Origin of the sequence: Halopseudomonas bauzanensis (assembly GCF_900114735.1) — a bacterium.
GTDB classification, from domain to species: Bacteria; Pseudomonadota; Gammaproteobacteria; order Pseudomonadales; family Pseudomonadaceae; genus Halopseudomonas; species Halopseudomonas bauzanensis.
On sequence record NZ_FOUA01000001.1, the window covers coordinates 582,942 to 603,013 of the forward strand.

The 20,072-nt window shown below is 62.1% G+C and carries 18 protein-coding genes; 13 read left to right on the forward strand and 5 right to left on the reverse strand.

The window, feature by feature from the left end; translation table 11 throughout:
- Positions 1-9: 9 nt before the first annotated feature.
- Positions 10-3,138 carry an efflux RND transporter permease subunit gene (locus BM267_RS02730; protein ID WP_074777990.1) on the reverse strand — a complete coding sequence of 1,043 codons (3,129 nt, stop codon included), beginning with the start codon at positions 3,136-3,138 and terminating at the stop codon, positions 10-12.
- Positions 3,139-3,198: 60 nt separating this feature from the next.
- Positions 3,199-4,362: an efflux RND transporter periplasmic adaptor subunit gene (locus BM267_RS02735; protein WP_074777988.1), complete on the reverse strand. Its 1,164-nt coding sequence runs from the start codon at positions 4,360-4,362 to the stop codon at positions 3,199-3,201.
- Positions 4,363-4,562: 200 nt separating this feature from the next.
- Here BM267_RS02735 and BM267_RS02740 point away from each other — a divergent pair, with 200 nt between their 5' ends.
- On the forward strand, positions 4,563-5,126 hold the full coding sequence (locus BM267_RS02740; protein ID WP_036988689.1) for a TetR/AcrR family transcriptional regulator: 564 nt from the start codon (positions 4,563-4,565) through the stop codon (positions 5,124-5,126).
- A 27-nt stretch (positions 5,127-5,153) separates the two neighbouring features.
- Here the strand turns inward: BM267_RS02740 and BM267_RS02745 are convergent, their stop codons facing one another.
- Positions 5,154-5,576, reverse strand: coding sequence for an Mpo1 family 2-hydroxy fatty acid dioxygenase (locus BM267_RS02745; protein WP_036988688.1), 423 nt, complete (start codon positions 5,574-5,576; stop codon positions 5,154-5,156).
- A 119-nt stretch (positions 5,577-5,695) separates the two neighbouring features.
- Between BM267_RS02745 and BM267_RS02750 the strand changes: the two genes are divergently transcribed.
- The 4 genes from BM267_RS02750 to BM267_RS02765 all read left to right on the forward strand — a co-directional run bounded on the left by BM267_RS02750 (position 5,696) and on the right by BM267_RS02765 (position 9,117).
- Positions 5,696-6,496: a hydroxymethylpyrimidine/phosphomethylpyrimidine kinase gene (locus tag BM267_RS02750; protein WP_074777986.1), complete on the forward strand. Its 801-nt coding sequence runs from the start codon at positions 5,696-5,698 to the stop codon at positions 6,494-6,496.
- Positions 6,493-7,119, forward strand: coding sequence for a thiamine phosphate synthase (gene thiE, locus BM267_RS02755; protein ID WP_074777984.1), 627 nt, complete (start codon positions 6,493-6,495; stop codon positions 7,117-7,119). The genes BM267_RS02750 and thiE overlap by 4 nt, the downstream gene beginning before the upstream one ends.
- A gap of 11 nt (positions 7,120-7,130) precedes the next feature.
- Complete coding sequence (gene hemL / locus BM267_RS02760; protein ID WP_036988684.1) at positions 7,131-8,411, forward strand: glutamate-1-semialdehyde 2,1-aminomutase; 1,281 nt, start codon at positions 7,131-7,133, stop codon at positions 8,409-8,411.
- 121 nt (positions 8,412-8,532) lie between these two features.
- Positions 8,533-9,117, forward strand: a complete 585-nt coding sequence (locus BM267_RS02765; RefSeq protein ID WP_083392376.1) for a tetratricopeptide repeat protein — start codon at positions 8,533-8,535, stop codon at positions 9,115-9,117.
- A gap of 2 nt (positions 9,118-9,119) precedes the next feature.
- Here BM267_RS02765 and BM267_RS02770 read toward each other — a convergent pair whose 3' ends face one another.
- Positions 9,120-9,461: a DUF1820 family protein gene (locus BM267_RS02770; RefSeq protein ID WP_044498275.1), complete on the reverse strand. Its 342-nt coding sequence runs from the start codon at positions 9,459-9,461 to the stop codon at positions 9,120-9,122.
- Between the two features lie 349 nt (positions 9,462-9,810).
- Between BM267_RS02770 and miaB the strand changes: the two genes are divergently transcribed.
- The 5 genes from miaB to lnt all read left to right on the forward strand — a co-directional run bounded on the left by miaB (position 9,811) and on the right by lnt (position 15,231).
- On the forward strand, positions 9,811-11,151 hold the full coding sequence (gene miaB, locus BM267_RS02775; protein ID WP_074777981.1) for a tRNA (N6-isopentenyl adenosine(37)-C2)-methylthiotransferase MiaB: 1,341 nt from the start codon (positions 9,811-9,813) through the stop codon (positions 11,149-11,151).
- Between the two features lie 121 nt (positions 11,152-11,272).
- A complete protein-coding gene (locus tag BM267_RS02780) occupies positions 11,273-12,295 on the forward strand; it encodes a PhoH family protein (RefSeq protein ID WP_036988682.1) in 1,023 nt (340 codons plus the stop codon).
- Entirely contained in the window at positions 12,285-12,743 is a 459-nt protein-coding gene (gene ybeY, locus BM267_RS02785) for an rRNA maturation RNase YbeY (RefSeq protein ID WP_074777979.1), read from the forward strand. The genes BM267_RS02780 and ybeY overlap by 11 nt, the downstream gene beginning before the upstream one ends.
- A gap of 14 nt (positions 12,744-12,757) precedes the next feature.
- The gene (locus BM267_RS02790; protein WP_036990042.1) at positions 12,758-13,597 is read left to right on the forward strand and encodes an HlyC/CorC family transporter; all 840 of its coding nucleotides are present in this window, start codon (positions 12,758-12,760) and stop codon (positions 13,595-13,597) included.
- Between the two features lie 95 nt (positions 13,598-13,692).
- The gene (gene lnt, locus BM267_RS02795; RefSeq protein ID WP_235818227.1) at positions 13,693-15,231 is read left to right on the forward strand and encodes an apolipoprotein N-acyltransferase; all 1,539 of its coding nucleotides are present in this window, start codon (positions 13,693-13,695) and stop codon (positions 15,229-15,231) included.
- Here the strand turns inward: lnt and BM267_RS16650 are convergent.
- Positions 15,181-15,459 carry a hypothetical protein gene (locus tag BM267_RS16650; RefSeq protein ID WP_036988679.1) on the reverse strand — a complete coding sequence of 93 codons (279 nt, stop codon included), beginning with the start codon at positions 15,457-15,459 and terminating at the stop codon, positions 15,181-15,183. The genes lnt and BM267_RS16650 overlap by 51 nt on opposite strands.
- Before the next feature lie 242 nt (positions 15,460-15,701).
- Here BM267_RS16650 and leuS point away from each other — a divergent pair, with 242 nt between their 5' ends.
- From leuS to holA, 3 genes are read left to right on the forward strand one after another with little or no spacing between them, the layout of a single operon-like run.
- A complete protein-coding gene (leuS, locus tag BM267_RS02800; protein ID WP_074777977.1) occupies positions 15,702-18,308 on the forward strand; it encodes a leucine--tRNA ligase in 2,607 nt (868 codons plus the stop codon).
- 19 nt (positions 18,309-18,327) lie between these two features.
- Positions 18,328-18,873, forward strand: a complete 546-nt coding sequence (locus BM267_RS02805) for an LPS-assembly lipoprotein LptE (RefSeq protein ID WP_074777975.1) — start codon at positions 18,328-18,330, stop codon at positions 18,871-18,873.
- A gap of 3 nt (positions 18,874-18,876) precedes the next feature.
- Positions 18,877-19,914: a DNA polymerase III subunit delta gene (holA, locus tag BM267_RS02810; RefSeq protein ID WP_036988677.1), complete on the forward strand. Its 1,038-nt coding sequence runs from the start codon at positions 18,877-18,879 to the stop codon at positions 19,912-19,914.
- The last annotated feature ends 158 nt before the right edge of the window (positions 19,915-20,072 follow it).

Below are 20,072 nucleotides of genomic sequence, written 5' to 3' on the forward strand. Positions count from 1 at the left end.
TGCAACCGATCAGCCTTCGCTGGTCTGCGCCGCCGCAGCCGCCTGCCGTTCCTGTTTCCGGCGCGACAATACCCAAACGAAGAAGACCGGCACGAACAACACACCCAGCGCTGTCGCCGTGATCATGCCGCCGATCACGCCGGTACCAATGGCGCGCTGACTGGCGGCACCGGCACCGCTGGCGATCGCCAGCGGCAACACGCCAAGCATAAAGGCCATCGAGGTCATGATGATCGGGCGGAAACGCAGCCGCGCCGCTTCCACCGCCGCTTCCCTCAAGGTGCGTCCTTCGGCATACAGATCCTTGGCGAATTCGACAATCAGGATGGCGTTCTTCGCCGCCAGGCCGATGATGGTGATCAGGCCGACCTTGAAGTAGACGTCATTGGGCATACCCAGCAGGGTCACCGCCAGCACCGCACCAAGGGCGCCGATGGGTACGATCAGGATTACCGACAGCGGAATCGCCCAGCTCTCGTACAACGCCACCAGTAGCAGGAACACCACGGCCAGCGCCAGGCCCAGCAATATCGGCGCCTGCGCCCCTGCGACCTTCTCCTGGAAGGATAGGCCCGTCCACTCGTAGCCTATCCCACTCGGCAGTTCGCCAACGATCCGTTCGATCTCCGCCATGGCAGCGCCGCTGCTGTGGCCTGGCGCTGCGTCGCCGGAAATCTTGAACGCGGGGTAGCCGTTATAGCGCACGAACTGCACCGGGCCGTTTTCCCATTCCATATCGACGAAAGCAGACAGCGGCACCTGTTCACCCTGATGGTTGGGTACATACAGTTTGCTGATGTCTTCCGGTGTCATGCGGCTATTCACATCAGCCTGCACCACCACCTTCTGCATCCGCCCGAAGTTGGTGAATTCGTTGATGAGCGCCGAACCAAAGGCCGTGGACAGGGTGGTGCTGATCGCACCGAAGCTGACGCCGAGGGTCTCGGCCTTCTGACGGTCGATATGCAGACGCAGCTGCGGTGCATCTTCCAGACCTTCCACCATGGCGTAGGCGATCACTGGCGAGCTGTTGGCTTTCTGCAGCAGTTCGTTACGCGCCGCCAGCAGCGCCTCGCGCCCCAGACCGCCACGGTCCTGCAGACGCAGGGCGAAGCCGCCGGAGGTGCCCAGGCCTTCGATGGAGGGTGGCTGCACGGCGAAGATGGTGCCATCAGAAACGCCTGCCAGAGCCCGGTTGGCCCGCTGGCTTTCGGCCTGCACTGATTCTTCCGCGCCACGTTCGGACCAGTCGACCAGGGTCGGGAAGGCCAAAGCGGCGTTCTGCCCCATGCCGGAGAAGCTGAAACCCATCACCGAGACGACGCCCGCCACGCTGGGGCGGGAGAGGAAATGCTCTTCCATCGCCTCGACGGTCTGTTCCGTCCGGGGCGTGGTGGCGCCCGGTGGCAGCTGCACATCGACGATCAGGTAGCCCTGGTCTTCTGCAGGCAGGAAGGCTTCAGGCAGACGCAAGAAGGAGAAGACCAACGCTGCGATGATGACCAGGTACACCAGCATGAAGGTACCGGAGCGCCTGACTAGCCCCCCGGTGGTACGCTGGTAGCTGCGGGTCAGACCAGTGAAGCGGCGGTTGAACCAGCCAAAGAATCCTTTCTTCTCGGCATGATGCCCCTTGGGGATCGGCTTGAGCAGCGTGACACACAGTGCCGGCGTCAGGCTCAGGGCCAGGAAGCCGGAGAACAGGATGGACACCGCCAGCGACAGGGAAAACTGCTGGTAGATCACGCCGACCGAGCCGCCCATGAAGGCCAGCGGGAAGAATACCGCCGACAGTACCATGGTGATACCGACGATGGCGCCAGTGATCTGCTTCATCGCCTTGCGCGTGGCCTCCTTGGGCGAAAGCCCCTCTTCGGCCATGATCCGCTCGACGTTCTCGATCACCACAATGGCATCGTCCACCAGAATCCCGATAGCCAGCACCATGCCGAACATGGTCATCATGTTGACCGAGAAGCCGATCACCGACATCACCGCAAAGGTACCCAACAGACAGATCGGCACCACGATGGTCGGAATCAGGGTATAGCGGAAGTTCTGCAGGAACAGGAACATCACCAGAAATACCAGCACCACGGCTTCGGCCAGGGTCATCACCACTTTCTTGATCGCCACATCAACAAAGATCGAGGTGTCGTAGGGGGTGGAGTATTCCATGTCCTGGGGGAACAACGCCGACAGCTCCTCGAGCCGCTGCTTGACCGCGGTAGCCGTGGCAATGGCGTTGGCATCCGATGTCAGCTGCACAGCCGCCGCAGCGGCCGGCCGGCCATTGAGACGGGAGCTGAAGCGATATTCCTCACGGCCCATTTCCACCCGAGCGACATCACCCAGCCGTACCACCGAGCCGTTCGGGTTGGCCCGCAGCACGATGTCACTGAATTCTTCGGCGGTTTCCAGGGTGCCCTGCACCATCAGGGTTGCGGTCAATTCCTGCTCACTGGTGCCCGGCTGCTCGCCGAAACTACCCGCCGGTACCTGCACGTTCTGCGCAGCAATGGCGCGGTTTACATCCTCGATCGACAGGTCGTAGCCGACCAGCCGGGACGGATCGACCCAAACGCGCAGAGCCCGTTCGGAAGAGAACATCTGCACTCGACCAACACCGGGAATCCGGCGAATCTCGTTGTTGATGTTGCGCGCAGCATAGTCGGCCAGCCCGACGGGGTCCTTGTCCCCCTCCTTGTAGCTCAGCGCGTAGATCATCAGGAAGTTGCTGCTGGCCTGCTCCACCTGCAGGCCCTGCTGCAGCACCGGTTGCGGCAGTCGGGGCTCGGCGCGCTTGATGCGGTTCTGCACATCCACCTGCGCCAGATCCGGATCGGTACCCGGCTCGAAGGTGACGTTGATTTCGGCCATGCCGTTGGAGCTGCTGGAGGACTCGTAATAGAGCAAGCCCTTGGCACCATTGAGTTCTTCCTCGATGAGGCTGGTCACCGTTTCATTGAGGATGGTCGCCGACGCGCCCGGATAGGTCGCGTAGATCATGATCTGTGGCGGGGCCACGTTGGGGTACTGGGCCACCGGCAGCGATGGAATCGCCAGCAGGCCGGCCAGGCAGATGAAAATCGCCACCACGAAGGCGAAATTGGGGCGATTGATGAAGAACTGCGGCATGCTCTTTCCTCTGTTTGGCAATCAGAATGGCGGCCAGGGCTCAGGACCCTGGCAGTTCGCTCACTCGCCCGCCTGGTCCTGGGGCTGGTTGGCTGTCACCGGCTCGACGATGCTGCCGGACTGGAACTTGGCCACGCCATCGACAATGACCCGCTCGCCCTGCTCAAGGCCGGACGTCACCTGCCATTCGCTACCACGCATGGCGCCCAGCGTCACCGCACGTTCCTGCACCGTGTTTTCTTCATCAACAATCAGAACCCGTGGAATGCTATCGGTGCCCCGTCGTACCGCCCGTTGAGGCACAAATACCGCGGATGACTCCATGCCCAGCTCGGTCTCTACCCGCACATACATGCCCGGCAGCAATACTGCATCAGGATTGGGCAGTTCTGCCCGCAGGGTTACCTGGCCGGTGCTCGGGTCCACCGAAACATCGGAAAACAGCAGCCGTCCTTCCTGGCTGAAGCCGTCCTGGCCCAAGCTGATACGCACCCGGGCCGCGCCATCTTCCTGCACCGCAATGCGCCCCTCGGCCGCAGCCGCGCGCAGACGCAGCAGGTCATCTACCGATTGAGTGAAGTCGGCATAGATAGGGTCCAGCTGCTGGATGTGAGCCATGGGGGTGGCCTCGCCCTGACCAACCAGGGCGCCTTCAGTGACCAGCGCCCGGCCGATACGTCCATCGATCGGCGCCCGCACGGTAGCGTATTCCAGATTCAGCCGGGCCGTTTCCAGCGCTGCCTGGGCCGACAGTTTCTCGGCCTGGGCACTTTTCTGCGCGGCGATGGCGTTGTCGTATTCCTGCTGACTGATCGCGCGCGCCTCGACCAGAGGCTCGTAACGCCGTACCAGGCTATCTGCCTGGTAGATGCTCGCCTCAGCTCGGGCCAATGCTCCGCGCGCCTGCGCCACCGCGGCCTCCAGCGGAGCCGGATCGATGCGGAACAGGATGTCGCCCGCCTTTACATCAGCCCCTTCTTCGAATAACCGCTCCAGCACAATCCCCGGTATCCGCGCGCGCACCTCAGCCGTGCGTGCAGGCTCGATACGGCCCGGCAGGTTGCCGGTCAGCATGTGCGCTGCCGGCTCGATAACCTGAACCTTGGCCTGCGGCGCGGGTTGGTCTTGCGCGGCGTCGCTCTGATCCTGCTGGCAGCCGGCCAGCGCCAGGGCGCCCAACAGAACGAGGATGGTATTACTTAAAAGATGCCGTGGGATGGGCATTGGTGCGCTTCCTTGGTCAAGGGTTACGGATACTGCATACGGACGTAGACAGTCCGAAAAAAAGCGATGCTACTCTTCGGAGTCATCTGAATCAAACTTGATTCACATGACTCAATCAATCCTTATGTGTACACTCGCGGCGATTGACGCACGCAAACCATGGATGATCTCTCGCCCACTTGTCCGTTTAATGAAATTGAATGACACCCGACACTGAAGAAACCCTGTTACGTTCGCTGGCATTGACCTTGACCGAAAACCCCGGCGCCACCTTGCAGGAGATGGCCAAGGCGGCCGGCGTAAGCCGAGCTACCCTGTACCGTTTCGCCGCCACCCGCGAACAGCTGTTCGACACATTGCAGCAACATGTCATGGCCGTCATGTCGGGCATTCTGGATGATGCCGGACTGGAAAGTCAGTCGCCGCTGGACGCCCTGCGCCAGCTGATCACCGGTTATATCGCGCAACGGGAATTCTGCGTGTTCATGATCACCCAGTTCGAACCCTATATTAAGCGCAACACCCAACAGGCCTACCCGGACGAATGTCTCGCCCATGAACAGCGGCTGGATGATTTTTTCCTGCGTGGCCAGCAGCTCGCCATCTTCCGTCCGGACGTACCCTGTCGCTGGTTGACCGACCTGTTCTTCGGCTTCATCTATATGTTGTGCGAATCGGAGTACCGGGGCCGGATCGCTCGCGCCGACATGCAGCGGTTATTCGAAGACATGTTTCTCAACGGTGCGCTGGCGCGCCCGGCCTGATATACCCAGCACGCCAGACAGGATAGCTCAGTACCGCCAGCCCAGCCGCCGAAATACGAAGCCCATCAGCCACGCCGGCCCGATCAGCAGAAACTGCACATCCTTGAAGAAGGACGGTTTCTTGCCTTCCACCTGATGACCGATGAACTGCCCGATCCAGGCCAGCACGAAGATGATCACACAGGGCCAGAACACCAGCGGCATCAGACTCAGCATCCACAACATGAGCGCACTCTGGATCAACATCACTGCTGCCAGTTGCCAGGACAGCAGCACATAGAACACCAACGCCAGGCCAACCAGCCCGACGGCGACCAGAGGATGCAAAGCCCATAACAGGCCCAGCACACTGAAGGTGATCAGCGGCACGCAGATCCAGTGCACCAGCTTGTTGACCGGATTACGGTGGCTTTCACCATACTCTTCAAACCATTCATTGATCGTCTTCATCAGCAGCTTCCCTCGCCGGTTATTGTTATAGTCCAAGGTTGATTGATAGTGGTCCGCCTATGCCACAACCCAGGCCACCCACCATACCGATACCCTCCCGCTGATGGTAAGCTTAGCGCATGAATACGCCTACTCCTTTTCGTCCCGTAGTACTCTGCCTGTCCGGTCATGATCCCAGTGGTGGTGCCGGCCTGCAGGCCGATATCGAAGCCCTGATCGCCCAGGGTTGCCACGCCGCGCCGGCGGTGACCGCACTGACCGTGCAGAACACTGTTGATGTCATGGATTTCCGGGTACTCGACCGCGAGTGGGTGCTGGCCCAGGCCAAGGCCGTGCTTGATGACATGCCGGTCTCGGCCGTCAAGCTGGGTATGCTCGGCAACCTCCAGATGGTCGACACCGTGGTCGAGATCATGCAGGCGCACCCCGAACTGCCACTGGTCTGCGACCCGGTGTTGCGCGCCGGCGGTGGCGGCTCGCTGGGCAAGGATGAGGTCGGCTACGCCATGCGTGAAAAGCTGCTGCCCATCGCCCGAATCGTCACTCCGAACCTGCCCGAAGCACGCATCCTCGCCGAGTTGCCCAATGGCACCGCCGATGAATGTGCCGACAAGCTGCTGCAACGCTGCCAGAACCTGCTGATCACCGGCGGCCATGGCGATGAGCTGGACATCCATAATCGGTTGTATTGCCGGGATGGCAGCACTCATACCTTCACCTGCCCGCGCCTGCCCGGCAGCTATCATGGCTCCGGCTGCACCCTGGCCAGCGCCCTCGCGGGCCGTCTGGCGCTGGGCGAAGAGCTGGTCAGCGCCGTCAAAACTGCTCTGGATTACACCTGGCGCACCCTGCGTGATGCGGAACAGCCCGGCCACGGCCAGTACGTACCACGCCGCCTGCCGCTGGACTTCTGCCAATGAGCCTGGGCGGCCTGTATGCGATTACCGACAGCGCACTGCTGACTGACGGCAAACTGCTGCCCTATGTAGAAGCGGCCCTGGCTGGCGGCGCCAGTCTGGTCCAGTATCGGGACAAGAGTGTCGATACCGTCCGCCGTCTGGAAGAAGCGACCCGGCTCAAGGAGCTGTGCGGTCAGTATGACGCTCACTTGCTGATCAATGATGACCTGGCGCTGGCCAGCCAGCTGCAGGTAGGCGTGCATCTGGGCAGGGACGACGGCAGCCTGCGCGAAGCCCGCCAGCAGCTCGGCCCCGATGCGCTGATCGGCGCCACCTGCCATGCCAGCCTGGAATACGCCGAACAGGCGGTGGCCGCCGGCGCCAGTTATGTCGCCTTCGGCCGCTTTTTTCCCTCCGTCACCAAGCCGGGCACACCTGCGGCGACGACCGGTCTGCTGCGAGAAGCCCGGGAGCGCTTTGCTATACCTATCATTGCCATCGGCGGCATCACTGCTGATAACGCCCGGCAACTGTATGACGCCGGTGCCGACTTGCTTGCCGTAGTACACGGTCTGTTCGGCGCCGACTCCGCCGCCGAGGTCCGGCGCCGCGCCCTTGAATTCACCGCCTTGAAAATTTGTTGAGAGAATTGCCCATGTCCCGCTCGGAAACCCTTTTTGCCAGTGCCCAGAAACACATCCCCGGTGGCGTCAACTCGCCGGTACGCGCGTTCCGCAGCGTCGGCGGCACACCGTTGTTCATCAAGCACGCCGAGGGCGCCTATATCATCGACGAGGATGATCGGCGCTATGTGGACTATGTCGGCTCCTGGGGCCCGATGATCCTCGGTCACAGTCACCCGGACGTACTCGACTCGGTCCGCCGCCAGCTGGATCACGGCCTGTCCTATGGCGCTCCGACCGCCATGGAAACCGAGATGGCCGAGCTGGTCTGCTCCATGGTGCCGTCGATGGACATGGTGCGCATGGTCAGTTCCGGTACCGAAGCGACCATGAGCGCCATCCGCCTGGCCCGTGGTTATACCGGCCGCGATACCATCATCAAGTTCGAGGGCTGCTACCACGGCCACTCCGACAGCCTGCTGGTCAAGGCAGGCTCTGGTGCACTGACCTTCGGCGTGCCCAGCTCGCCGGGCGTGCCGGCGGCCTTCGCCCAGCACACCCTCACCCTGCCCTACAACGATATTGCCGCGGTGCGCGAAACCCTGAGCCGTGTGGCCGAGGATATCGCCTGCATCATCGTCGAGCCCGTGGCCGGCAACATGAACTGCGTGCCACCTGCACCGGGTTTCCTTGAAGGGTTGCGCGAAGCATGTAGCGAGTATGGCGTGGTCCTGATCTTCGATGAGGTGATGACCGGCTTCCGCGTTGCCCTCGGCGGCGCCCAGGCCCATTACGGCGTGACTCCCGACCTGTCCACCTTCGGCAAGATCGTCGGCGGCGGCATGCCGGTTGGCGCCTTTGGCGGCAAGCGCGAAATAATGGAATGCATCTCGCCGCTGGGCCCGGTCTACCAGGCCGGCACCCTGTCCGGCAACCCGCTGGCCATGGCCGCAGGATTGACTACCCTGAAGCTGATCAGCCGCCCGGGCTTCCATGACGAGCTGACCAGCTACACCAGCCGCATGCTGCAGGGCCTACAGGACCGCGCCGATGCCGCCAGCATCCCCTTCGTCACCACCCAGGCCGGGGGCATGTTCGGTCTGTATTTCAGCGGCGCCGACAACATCCTGACCTTCGAGGACGTGATGGCCAGCGATCCCGAGCGCTTCAAGACCTTCTTCCACAAGATGCTCGAACAGGGTGTGTATTTTGCCCCCAGCGCCTACGAGGCCGGCTTCACCTCCATCGCCCATGGCGAAACCGAGTTGCAGCTGACCCTGGATGCCGCCGAGCGGGCATTCGCCACCCTATGATCGGGGCGCCTTCGGTAATGCCGCCGGTATCGGTGCCGCCAGCCGCTCTGGTGGTTGGCCCCAGCATCGATCCGGCGCACAATGGCGCCATGCACTTACCTAGCCAGCGGGCCAGTCGACCATGAACACTGTTTTTCGCCGTACCGTCATCCTGTGCATGCTGGCCGGAGCAGGCAGCGGCGCATCCGCCGTCCTCGCCCAAACCCAGTCCCAGGCGCCATTGGTGATCAGCACCGAAGAGCGTTGCGCCTTCAACCGCGTCGATGACGACAGCCTGGCCCTGGCCCTGGAAAACTGCATGGAGCTGGCCGAGGCCGACGATATGCAGGCGCAATTCGAGATGGGTGAGCTGTACTACCATGGCGAGCGCGCCGAGCGGGATCTGAGCGCGGCACTGAAGTGGTATGAGCGAGCATCAATCCAGGGACATCCGGACGCCCAATACCGCCTGGGCCTGATGCATATGAACGGCGAAGGGGTGGAGCGCAACCTGCCGCAGGCTTACATCATGTTGAAGATGGCGGCGGTCAATGGTCAGGACGCGGCGATGGACGCCAGTGATCTGCTGGCCGAGGAGATGCCCCCCGAGGAGATTGCCGCAGCTACCCAGGTACTGGGCACGCTATTTCGCAATTATCTACGGCATATTCGGGAAGAACAGTTGCGCCAGTTTCAGCCAGATACCAGCGCTCCCGTCGCCCCATAAGATCAGTTATTACTCGGCCCAGGCCCCGGCGGCATCGGGAAGGACATGATATTGCTGCCGCCCTTGGCCTCGCTGATCTTGGCCTGACCAACCCGCTCGACTTCGTCGATGCGCACTATGGCCTGCAGCGGAATGAAGCTGCGGTTGACGCCTTCGAACTGGCTCTTGAGCTTTTCCTCACCCGGATCGACCAGCATCTGCGAACGCTCGCCGAACACCAGCTCCTCGATCTCCAGAAAGCCCCACAACTCGCTCTGGAATATCTGCCGCGCATACAGTTCGTATACCTGGCCCTGATTGATGAAAATCACCCGGAAGATGGGTTGCTGCTTGTCTTTGCTCATGAAACTCACACAGGGACAACATGGATGGGACTGACGATGGCCGGACACCCGGCCAAAGGTGGCGGATCATAGCATACTCAGCAAAACCGTACGGCCAATGTCGAGCAAGCCGCAGTGGAGGCAGGCAGGGGCACTACAGAACCGTCTGCGGCCAGGGACGGCCGTAGACGAGCGCCATGGATGGCGGGGTGCGAGTTCTGTAGTGCCCCTGCCTGCCTCCGCTGCCTACTCGGACTATCCTCCACTCATCCACACCGCAGCCCCGCTTCCTCCGACCAGCCACCATCACATTGTCCCCGCCATCCGTGTATAATCGCCGTTTTTCTTCACGAGTCACCCGCACATCCCCATGGCAAAGAAACTCTTTATCCAGACCCACGGCTGCCAGATGAACGAGTATGACAGCTCGCGCATGGCAGACCTGCTCGGCGACCACCAGGCAATGGAACTGACCGATAGCCCCGATGAGGCCGATGTCATCCTGCTCAACACCTGTTCGATTCGCGAGAAGGCCCAGGAAAAGGTGTTTTCCGAACTGGGCCGCTGGCGGCCGCTCAAGGAAAAGAATCCCGAGCTGATCATCGGTGTCGGCGGCTGCGTCGCCAGCCAGGAAGGCACCGCGATCCGCGACCGCGCCTCCTATGTGGACGTGGTGTTCGGTCCCCAGACCCTGCATCGCCTGCCGGAGATGATCGACGCGGCGCGCAGCACCGGCACCGCCCAGGTCGACGTGTCCTTCCCGGAAATCGAGAAGTTCGACCGCCTGCCCGAGCCTCGCGTGGATGGCCCGACCGCCTACGTATCGGTCATGGAAGGGTGCAGCAAGTACTGCAGCTTCTGCGTGGTGCCCTATACCCGCGGTGAAGAAGTCAGCCGCCCGTTCGACGACGTGCTGGCCGAGTGCGTGCACCGGGCCGAAAATGGCGTGCGCGAAATAACCCTGCTCGGGCAGAACGTCAACGGCTATCGCGGCCAGACCCATGACGGTGGTATCGCCGACCTGGCGGATCTGATCCGGGTTGTCGCCGAGATCGACGGCATCGACCGCATCCGCTACACCACCTCGCACCCGCTGGAGTTTTCCGACAGCCTGATTCGCGCCCACGCGGAAGTGCCGGAGCTGGTCAAGTACCTGCACCTGCCGGTGCAATCCGGCTCCGACCGGGTCCTGGCGGGCATGAAGCGCAACCACACCGCGCTGGAATACAAGTCCCGGGTGCGCAAGCTCAAGGCCGCGGTGCCGGATATCATCCTCAGCTCGGACTTCATCATCGGCTTCCCCGGTGAAACCGATCGGGACTTCGAGCAGACCATGAAGCTGGTGGAGGAGATCGGTTTCGACTTCTCCTACTCCTTCATCTATAGCGCCCGTCCCGGCACCCCGGCGTCCGACCTGCCCGACGACACCCCGGTCGAGGTCAAGAAACAGCGCCTGCAGATTCTCCAGGCCCGCCTCAACCAGCAGGGCTTCGAAAATAGCCGGCGCATGGTCGGCAGCACCCAGCGCATCCTGGTTACCGACTACTCGAAGAAGGACCCGGGCATGCTCCAGGGTCGCACCGAGCACAACCGTATCGTCAACTTCCGCTGCGCCAATCCGCTGCTGATCGGCCAGTTCGTCGAGGTCCATATCGACGAAGCCCTGCCCCACTCCCTGCGCGGCAGCCTGCTGCACGAAACAGTGCAGTGATTCACTATCGAGCCACGGCCCGCTGCGCGCGGGCTGCGGCCGAAAGCCCATCTTTGCATAGCCCGGTTTGCGCGCTATGCTGTGTTTTTCCTGATAGCCACACGGCCACCAACGGACCATTTTGAACGTACCCTTGACTATCCATCGCTTCAGCATCGAGCCCGTAGACCCACGGCGCTTCGCCAGTCTCTGCGGTCAATTTGATGAAAACCTCCGCTTGATCGAACAACGCCTCGGCATCGAAGTCCGCAACCGCGGTAACCATTTCGAATTGATCGGCGACCCTGCTATTACGCGGTCCGCCGAGGCGGTCCTGCGCCAACTGTATCGCGAGACGCGGGACAACAAGGACCTACCGCTGGATACCGTGCATTTGTATCTGCAGGAGTCCGGGCTGGAGAATCTCAGCGAATCGCTGCAGCACAGCGACGGCCACAAGCCAGTGGTACTGCGCACCAAGCGCATGACCATCCAGCCGCGCGGGCCAAATCAGCAGGCCTATGTGCGCTCGATCCAGGAGCATGACATCAACTTCGGCATCGGCCCGGCCGGTACCGGCAAGACCTACCTGGCGGTGGCCTGCGCGGTGGACGCGCTGGAACGCGAGCAGATTCGCCGCATTCTGCTGGTGCGCCCGGCGGTAGAGGCCGGTGAGAAGCTCGGCTTCCTGCCTGGCGACCTGTCGCAGAAGATCGACCCCTATCTGCGCCCGCTGTATGACGCGCTCTACGAAATGCTCGGCTTCGAACAGGTGGCCAAGCTGATCGAAAAGCAGGTGATCGAAGTCGCGCCACTGGCCTATATGCGCGGCCGCACACTGAACAACAGCTTCATCATTCTCGATGAGAGCCAGAACACCACGCTGGAACAGATGAAGATGTTCCTCACGCGCATCGGCTTCGGCTCCACCGCAGTGATCACCGGTGACATCACCCAGGTCGACCTGCCGCGGGGCACCCGCTCGGGCCTGACTCACGTGATCGATGTGCTCAAGGATGTGAAAGGCATCGGCTTTACCCACTTCAAGTCCAAGGACGTGGTGCGCCACCCCCTGGTCCAGCGCATCGTCGAAGCCTATGACCGCTTCGACAGTCGCCAGGAGCAGGAACAGCAGCAGCGCAAGGAGCGCCGCGATGACCGTTGAGGTAGACATACAAAGGGCCACCGATGCGCCCGGCCAACCCGATGATGACAGCCTGATCCGCTGGGCCGCCCTGGCCTTGCGGAACAAGCCGGGTCAGGAACTGACCATCCGCCTGGTCGATGCCGAGGAAAGCCAGACCCTGAACAACGAGTATCGGCACAAGGACTATCCCACCAACGTGCTGTCCTTCCCCGCCGATCTGCCTCCCGAACTGGATATCCCGCTGCTGGGCGACCTGGTCATCTGCGTTCCGGTAGTCAATCGCGAGGCCGCCGAACAGGGCAAGCCAGCTGCCGCACACTGGGCGCATATGGTTATCCATGGCTGTCTGCACCTGCTGGGCCACGACCATATCGAGGACGACGAAGCCGAGGCAATGGAGGCGCTGGAACGCCAGCTGCTGGCCGAACTGGGTATCGCCGATCCCTATCTTGAAACCGACGAGTGATGAGTAACGACCCCATGAGCGAAGATCGATCGAGCAACGGACATAAGTCCTGGCTGGAGAGACTGACCCAGGCTTTTGTCCATGAACCCCGCAACCGTCAGGAACTGCTCGAGCTGCTGCGTGAAGCGCAGCGCAATGAAGTTCTCGATATCGAAGCGCTGGCGATCATCGAGGGCGCACTGCAGGTCGCCGACATGCAGGTGCGCGACATCATGATCCCGCGCTCGCAGATGACCACCATCAAGGCCGCCCAGACACCTCGCGAGTTCCTGCCCTCGGTGATCGAGGCAGCTCATTCCCGCTTCCCCGTCATCGGCGAAAGCATCGACGATGTGCTCGGTATCCTGCTGGCCAAGGACCTGCTGCCGCTGCTGCTGGAAGAGAACACCGATCGGTTCAATATCAAGGACGTCCTGCGTCCGGCCACCTGCGTGCCCGAGTCCAAGCGGCTCAACGTGTTGCTCAAGGAGTTCCGCTCGACCCACAATCACATGGCCGTGGTGATTGATGAATATGGCGGCGTGTCCGGACTGATCACCATCGAAGACGTACTGGAACAGATCGTTGGCGATATCGAGGATGAACACGATATCGATGATGAGGATTACATCAAGGAGCTGCCCACCGGCGACTTCCTGGTCAAGGGCCTGACGCCGATCGAAGAGTTCAATGATCACTTCAGCACCGGTTTTTCCGACGAAGAGTTCGATACCTTCGGCGGGCTGGTGATGAACGCCTTCGGGCATCTGCCCAAGCGCAACGAGATCGTCGAACTGGATGGCTTCCGCGTGCGCATTCTCAATGCCGACAGCCGTCGCGTCCACCTTCTGCGAGTCAGCCTGATTCAGCCCTGACGTTGAAGCGAGCATACTTGTGGGAGCGGACAAGCCCGCTCCCACAAAACCGCCACTCACAAGGCCATCTGTAGGGCGGATAAAATGGATGTTTGATGAGAGTCGCCATGCTACTGCTGGATAAATTGCTTGTTACCCTGCGCGCGCCCGGCTGGCGCGGCGACCTGCTTGCCCTGCTCGCCGGGGTGTTGACTACCCTGTCGTTCACCCCCTTTGACATCTGGCCGCTGGGTCTGCTGTCGGCCGCCCTGCTCTATCAGGGCCTGCATGAGCTGACCGGACGGCAAGCCCTGTGGCGAGGCTGGTGCTGGGGGCTGGGTCTGTTTCTCAGCGGTATATCCTGGGTCTATGTCAGCATTCACGTGCACGGTTATGCACCACCGGCACTGGCGGCGTTGCTGACCGGCGGGCTGGTTGCCGGGTTGGCATTGATTCCGGCAACCGCCGCCTGGCTATGGGCGCGCTGGCTGCGGCCTGAAAAGGGTCTCTGGCTGGCTGCGACCGGTTTCGCTGCGCTGTGGGTGGCACAGGAATTTTTCCGTAGCTGGTTTCTTACCGGCTTCCCCTGGCTCTATCAAGGTTATGCCCATACCGATACCTGGCTAGCCGGCTGGGCCCCGCTGGGTGGCGTCTGGCTGCTCAGTTTTCTCAGTGTGTTCACTGCCTGTCTGCTCAGCGAAGGGCGGTTCTGGCGAAAGCCCCGCCAGGGATTGCCGGCAGCCGTACTGTTGATCGCCATCTGGGGCGGCGGCGCCCTGCTCACCCAGGTACAGTGGACCCGGCCAGCCGGCACGCCACTGTCGGTGGCGCTGATCCAGGCCGACATCGAACAGTCCCGCAAGTGGGACCCGGCGCACATCGACTATACCCTGGCTACCTACCGGGACATGAGCTACGCCCAGCGCGCCGACCTGATCATCTGGCCGGAAACCGCCGTGCCCGTACTCAGCAGCAGTGCCATGCCCTTCGTTCAGGGCATGGCCGCCAATCTGGCGCAGCAGGGCAGCACCCTGATCACTGGGATTCCGGTGGACGAGACCGACGCTCACGGCGAACGACGCATTTACAACGGCATCATGGTCGCCGGCGAGCAGCCCAACCATTACCTGAAACACAAGCTGGTGCCCTTCGGCGAGTATGTGCCACTGGAAGACGTACTGCGCGGGCTGATCGCGTTCTTCGACCTGCCCATGTCGAATTTCTCCCGGGGCCCACAACAGCAGGCGCCTCTGGAGGCCGCCGGTCATCGGCTGGCACCGATGATCTGCTATGAAACCGTTTATCCCGATTTCGCCGCCCGTCTGGCTGCTCAGAGCGAGCTGCTGATCAGCATCAGCAACGATAGCTGGTTCGGCGAGTCCATCGGCCCGCTACAGCATCTGCAGATGGCCCGCATGCGCGCCATCGAGAGTGGGCGCTGGATGATCCGCGGCACCAACAACGGCGTCACCGCACTGATCGACCACCGGGGAGACATCACCGCCCGGATACCACAATTCACCCAGGCCGCCCTGCACGGTTATGTACAGCCCCGCGAAGGACTCACTCCCTGGTTGCGCTGGGGCAGCTGGCCTCTGGGGACGTTAGTGGTGGCGGCTCTCCTGGTGTGCATGCTCGCTCGCCGCAAGCACTGAGGGCGATGCCGCCAGGCGATCAAGCTGCATGGTACCGAGGATCTGCCGCAGCAGCTGCATGTCCTGTTGGGTCAGGCCATAGACTTCCAGCTCGGTCGGCACGCAGGGCTGACCAGCCATCCATTGCCGAGTGCGCGCGACATCGAGAGCCTGATCAAGGCGGCGCAACAACCGTCCGTACGAGGAATCGTGACTACCAGCTGGAATCTCCCGCTGCACATGTTTCATGTGTTTTCTCCCTAAAATATGACTGCCCAGAACAGCTGGACATCCTTTGCCCTCAGCATAGACCCGACATCTGATTTCTCCCGGCAGCGGCGACGAATGGCAGTAGCTGAGGGCCGACAGCCTTTTCCTTCCCGCCGTGCGGCCACCTGACGCAACAGCCCCTACCTGTGCCGGGCCCGGTGGTGTATCCTGCCTCATTCCTTTTTTCCCCTGACATACGAGTCGACATACAGTCCACGCCCATGCAAGAACAGTATTCTCCCCGCGATATCGAACACGCCGCCCAGACCGCCTGGGATCAAACCGACGCCTTCAAGGTGGAGGAGACCCCGGGCCGCGAGACCTACTACTGCCTGTCGATGTTTCCGTACCCGAGCGGCAAGCTACACATGGGTCACGTGCGCAACTACACCATCGGTGACGTGATTGCCCGCTATCAGCGTATGCAGGGCAAGAATGTACTGCAGCCAATGGGCTGGGACGCCTTCGGCATGCCAGCGGAAAACGCGGCGATGAACAACAAGGTCGCCCCCGCCGCCTGGACCTATTCCAATATCGACTACATGCGCAACCAGCTGAAAAGCCTGGGGCTGGCAGTCGACTGGTCCCGCGAATTCGCTACCTGCACCCCCGAGTACTACCGCTGGGAGCAATGGCTGTTCACCCGGCTGTTCGAGAAAGGCGTGATCTACCGCAAGAACGGCACCGTCAACTGGGACCCGGTCGACCAGACCGTACTGGCCAACGAGCAGGTCATCGACGGCCGCGGCTGGCGCAGTGGCGCGCTGATCGAGAAGCGCGAGATCCCGATGTACTATTTCCGCATCACCGATTACGCGGAAGAGCTGCTCAGCTCGCTGGATAACCTCACCGGTTGGCCAGAGCAGGTCAAGACCATGCAGCGCAACTGGATCGGCAAGTCGGTAGGCATGGAAGTGCATTTCCCCTACGACCAGGCCTCCATCGGCCACGCCGGCAAGCTCAAGGTGTTCACTACCCGCCCCGATACCCTGATGGGCGCCACCTATGTGGCCGTGGCCGCCGAACACCCGCTGGCCGCCCAGGCCGCCGAAACCGACCCATCGCTGCTTGCATTCATCGATGAGTGCAAGCGCGGCGGCGTTTCCGAAGCCGACATAGCCACCCAGGAAAAACAGGGCCGCGCCACCAGCCTGTTCGTCGAGCATCCGCTGACCGGCGAAAAACTGCCGGTATGGATCGCCAACTACGTCCTCATGGGCTACGGCGAAGGCGCGGTCATGGCCGTACCGGCCCACGACGAGCGCGACTTTGCATTCGCCACCCAGTATCACCTGCCAATCAAGCCGGTTATCCGCACCTCGGCTGGCGACACCACGCCAGAGCCCTGGCAGGACGCCTACGGTGAAAAGGGCATGCTGATCAATTCCGAGGAATTCGACGGCCTGGATTTCGACAGCGCCTTCACCGCCATCGGTGAAGTGCTCAAGCAGAAGGAACTGGGCGCGCCGCGCACCCAGTTCCGCCTGCGCGACTGGGGCATCAGCCGTCAGCGCTATTGGGGTTGCCCGATCCCGATCATCCACTGCTCCAACTGCGGTGACGTTCCGGTGCCGGACGACCAGCTGCCCGTGGTGCTGCCCGAAGACGTAGTGCCTGACGGCGCCGGCAGCCCGTTGGCCCGGATGCCCGAGTTCTATGAATGCACCTGCCCACGCTGCAACCAGCCGGCACGGCGCGAAACCGACACCATGGATACCTTCGTCGAAAGCTCCTGGTACTTCGCCCGCTACGCCAGCCCGCACTACGACAAGGGCATGGTCGACCCGGCCGCAGCCAACCACTGGCTGCCAGTGGATCAGTATATCGGTGGTATCGAACACGCCATCCTGCACCTGCTATATGCGCGTTTCTTCCACAAGCTCATGCGTGACGAGGGCCTGGTCGACTCGGACGAGCCGTTCAAGGACCTGCTGACCCAGGGCATGGTATTGGCCGATACCTACTACCGGATCGATGCCAAGGGCGCCAGAACCTGGTTCAACCCCGCTGATGTCGAAGTCGAACGCGATGCCAAGGGCAAGGTCGTCCGTGCCCACCTGGCCAGCGACGGAGAGCCGGTGGAAATCGGCGGTACCGAGAAGATGTCCAAGTCGAAGAACAACGGCGTGGACCCTCAGGCGATGATCGACCAGTACGGCGCGGACACCTGCCGGCTGTTCATGATGTTCGCCTCGCCGCCGGACATGAGCCTGGAATGGTCCGACTCCGGCGTCGAAGGCGCCCAACGCTTCCTGCGTCGTGTCTGGCGCCTGGCCCAGCAGCATGTCGGTAGCGGCCGGCCCGCCGCGTTGAGCGTCGACAACCTGACCGACGCCCAGAAAGACGTGCGCCGTGCCACCCACCTGGCCATCCGTCAGGCCAGTCAGGATATCGGCCAGCATCACAAGTTCAATACTGCTATCGCCGCGGTGATGACGCTGATGAACGTGCTGGAAAAAGCACCACAGGCCGAGGACCAGGATCGCGCGGTACTGCAGGAAGGTCTGGAAACCGTCACCTTGCTGTTGGCACCCATCGTCCCGCATATCAGCCATGCGCTGTGGCAGGCATTGGGCCAGCAGACACCGGTGATCGACGCACCCTGGCCAGTGCTGGACGAAAGCGCCCTGGTGCAGGACAGCCTTGAGCTGGTCATCCAGGTCAATGGCAAGCTGCGTGGCCATATCCAGGTGCCAGCCGATGCCAGTCGCGAAGCAGTGGAAGCTGCTGCCCGCGCCAATGAAAACGTGCTGCGCTTTACTGAAGGTCTGAGCATCCGCAAGGTGATTGTGGTGCCGGGCAAGCTGGTCAATATTGTCGCCAACTGATACGCAACGGAGAATCGGCATGCCACTGCAACGTCCACGTCATCTGCTGAGCTGTGCGGTACTCGGCGCCAGCCTGCTGCTCAGCGCCTGCGGCTTCCACCTGCGCGGTACCGGGGTCGATAACGTCAAGCTGGAAGAACTGAACGTCACCGCCCGCAACAGTTATGGTCCTACCTACCAGAGCGTGCTGGAAGCATTGCAGGTCAACGGGGTGTACGTGCGCAGCTCGGCGCCCTATCACCTGCAGTTGCTGAATGAGAACCAGGAACGCCGCGCGGTCACCTATACCTACCGGGCAACCCCGGCCGAGTACGAGCTGACCAGCGAACTGACCTTCCAGATCAGCGACCGCCAGGGCCGTCCCCTGATCGGGCCGGAGACCTTCACCACCTATCGGGTTTACGTCAACGACAAGGATAACCTGATCGGCACCAGCGAAGAGGAAGCCCTGTTGCACCGCGAAATGCGTCAGGACCTGACCCGTCAGTTGATGTTCCGCCTGTCGAGCATTTCCGCCAGCGACCTCGCGGCCCGCGAACAGAAGCTCGACCAGCAGGCTCCCTGAGTCGTGAAACTCAACGCGACCCAGCTGCAGCGCCAGCTTGGCGACGGCCTGGCGCCGGTCTATGTCGTCAGTGGGGATGACCCGCTGCTCACCGGGGAAGCGGCAGATCTGATCCGCCAGGCCTGCCGTGATGCCGGCAGTGAGGAGCGGCTGGTATTCCATGTGGACCGCAGCTTTGAATGGGGTCAGCTGCATGACGCCAGTCACAGCCTGTCACTGTTCGCCCAGCAACGGCTGGTAGAGCTGCGCATCCCCGGTGGCAAACCCGGCGACGAGGGTGGCAAGGCGCTGCTGGCGTGGCTGGATAATCCACCGCCGGATACCACCCTGCTGGTGACCCTGCCCAAGCTGGATGGCAGTACCCAGCGCAGCAAGTGGGCCAAAGGGCTGATCGAACATGAGCACAGCCGCTTCCTGCAGATCTGGCCGGTGGAAGCACAGCAGTTGCCGGGCTGGATGCGCGACCGCCTGGCCGCTGCCGGGCTTCACGCCACGCCCGAAGCACTGGATCTGCTCAGCGCCCGGGTCGAAGGCAACCTGCTGGCTGCCGCTCAGGAGATCGAGAAACTCAAGCTGTTTTGCGACAGCGGTCAGCTGGATCTGCAGACAGTGCAGCAGGTGGTCGCCGACAGTGCCCGTTTCGACGTCTTCAACCTCACCGATGCTTTGCTCCAGGGTGAACCCCAGCATGGCCTGCGCATACTGCATGGGCTAAAGGGTGAAGGTGTGGAAGCGCCGGTGGTGCTCTGGGCGGTCAGCCGCGAGCTGCGCAGCCTGCACAACATGGCCCACGATCTTGCCCGGGGCATCCCCCAGGACAAGGTCTTTGCCAGCCAGCGCCCGCCGGTATGGGACAAGCGCAAGCCGCTGCTCTCCAGGGCCTTGCAACGCCATCCGGTGACTGTCTGGGAACGTCTGCTGCGCCTGGCCCAGCAAGCCGATGAACAGATCAAGGGCCAAAGCCCCGGCTCACCCTGGGACAGCCTGGCGCTGATCGTGGTGCAAGCTGCCGGCACTCGTCTGTCCCTGGCTGCAGGCTGATATCCAGAGCCCAGCCCGCAAACCTCAAGCCCTGCTGCCCCACACCCATCAACTTTGGGGTCGTTCAATTTGTGAGAGCGGCCTTGGCCGCAAAGCCTTTCCCGCCAGCCTCCTGGGACGGTCGAGCACCAGCTCGACCAAAGGGTTACCAGAACAGC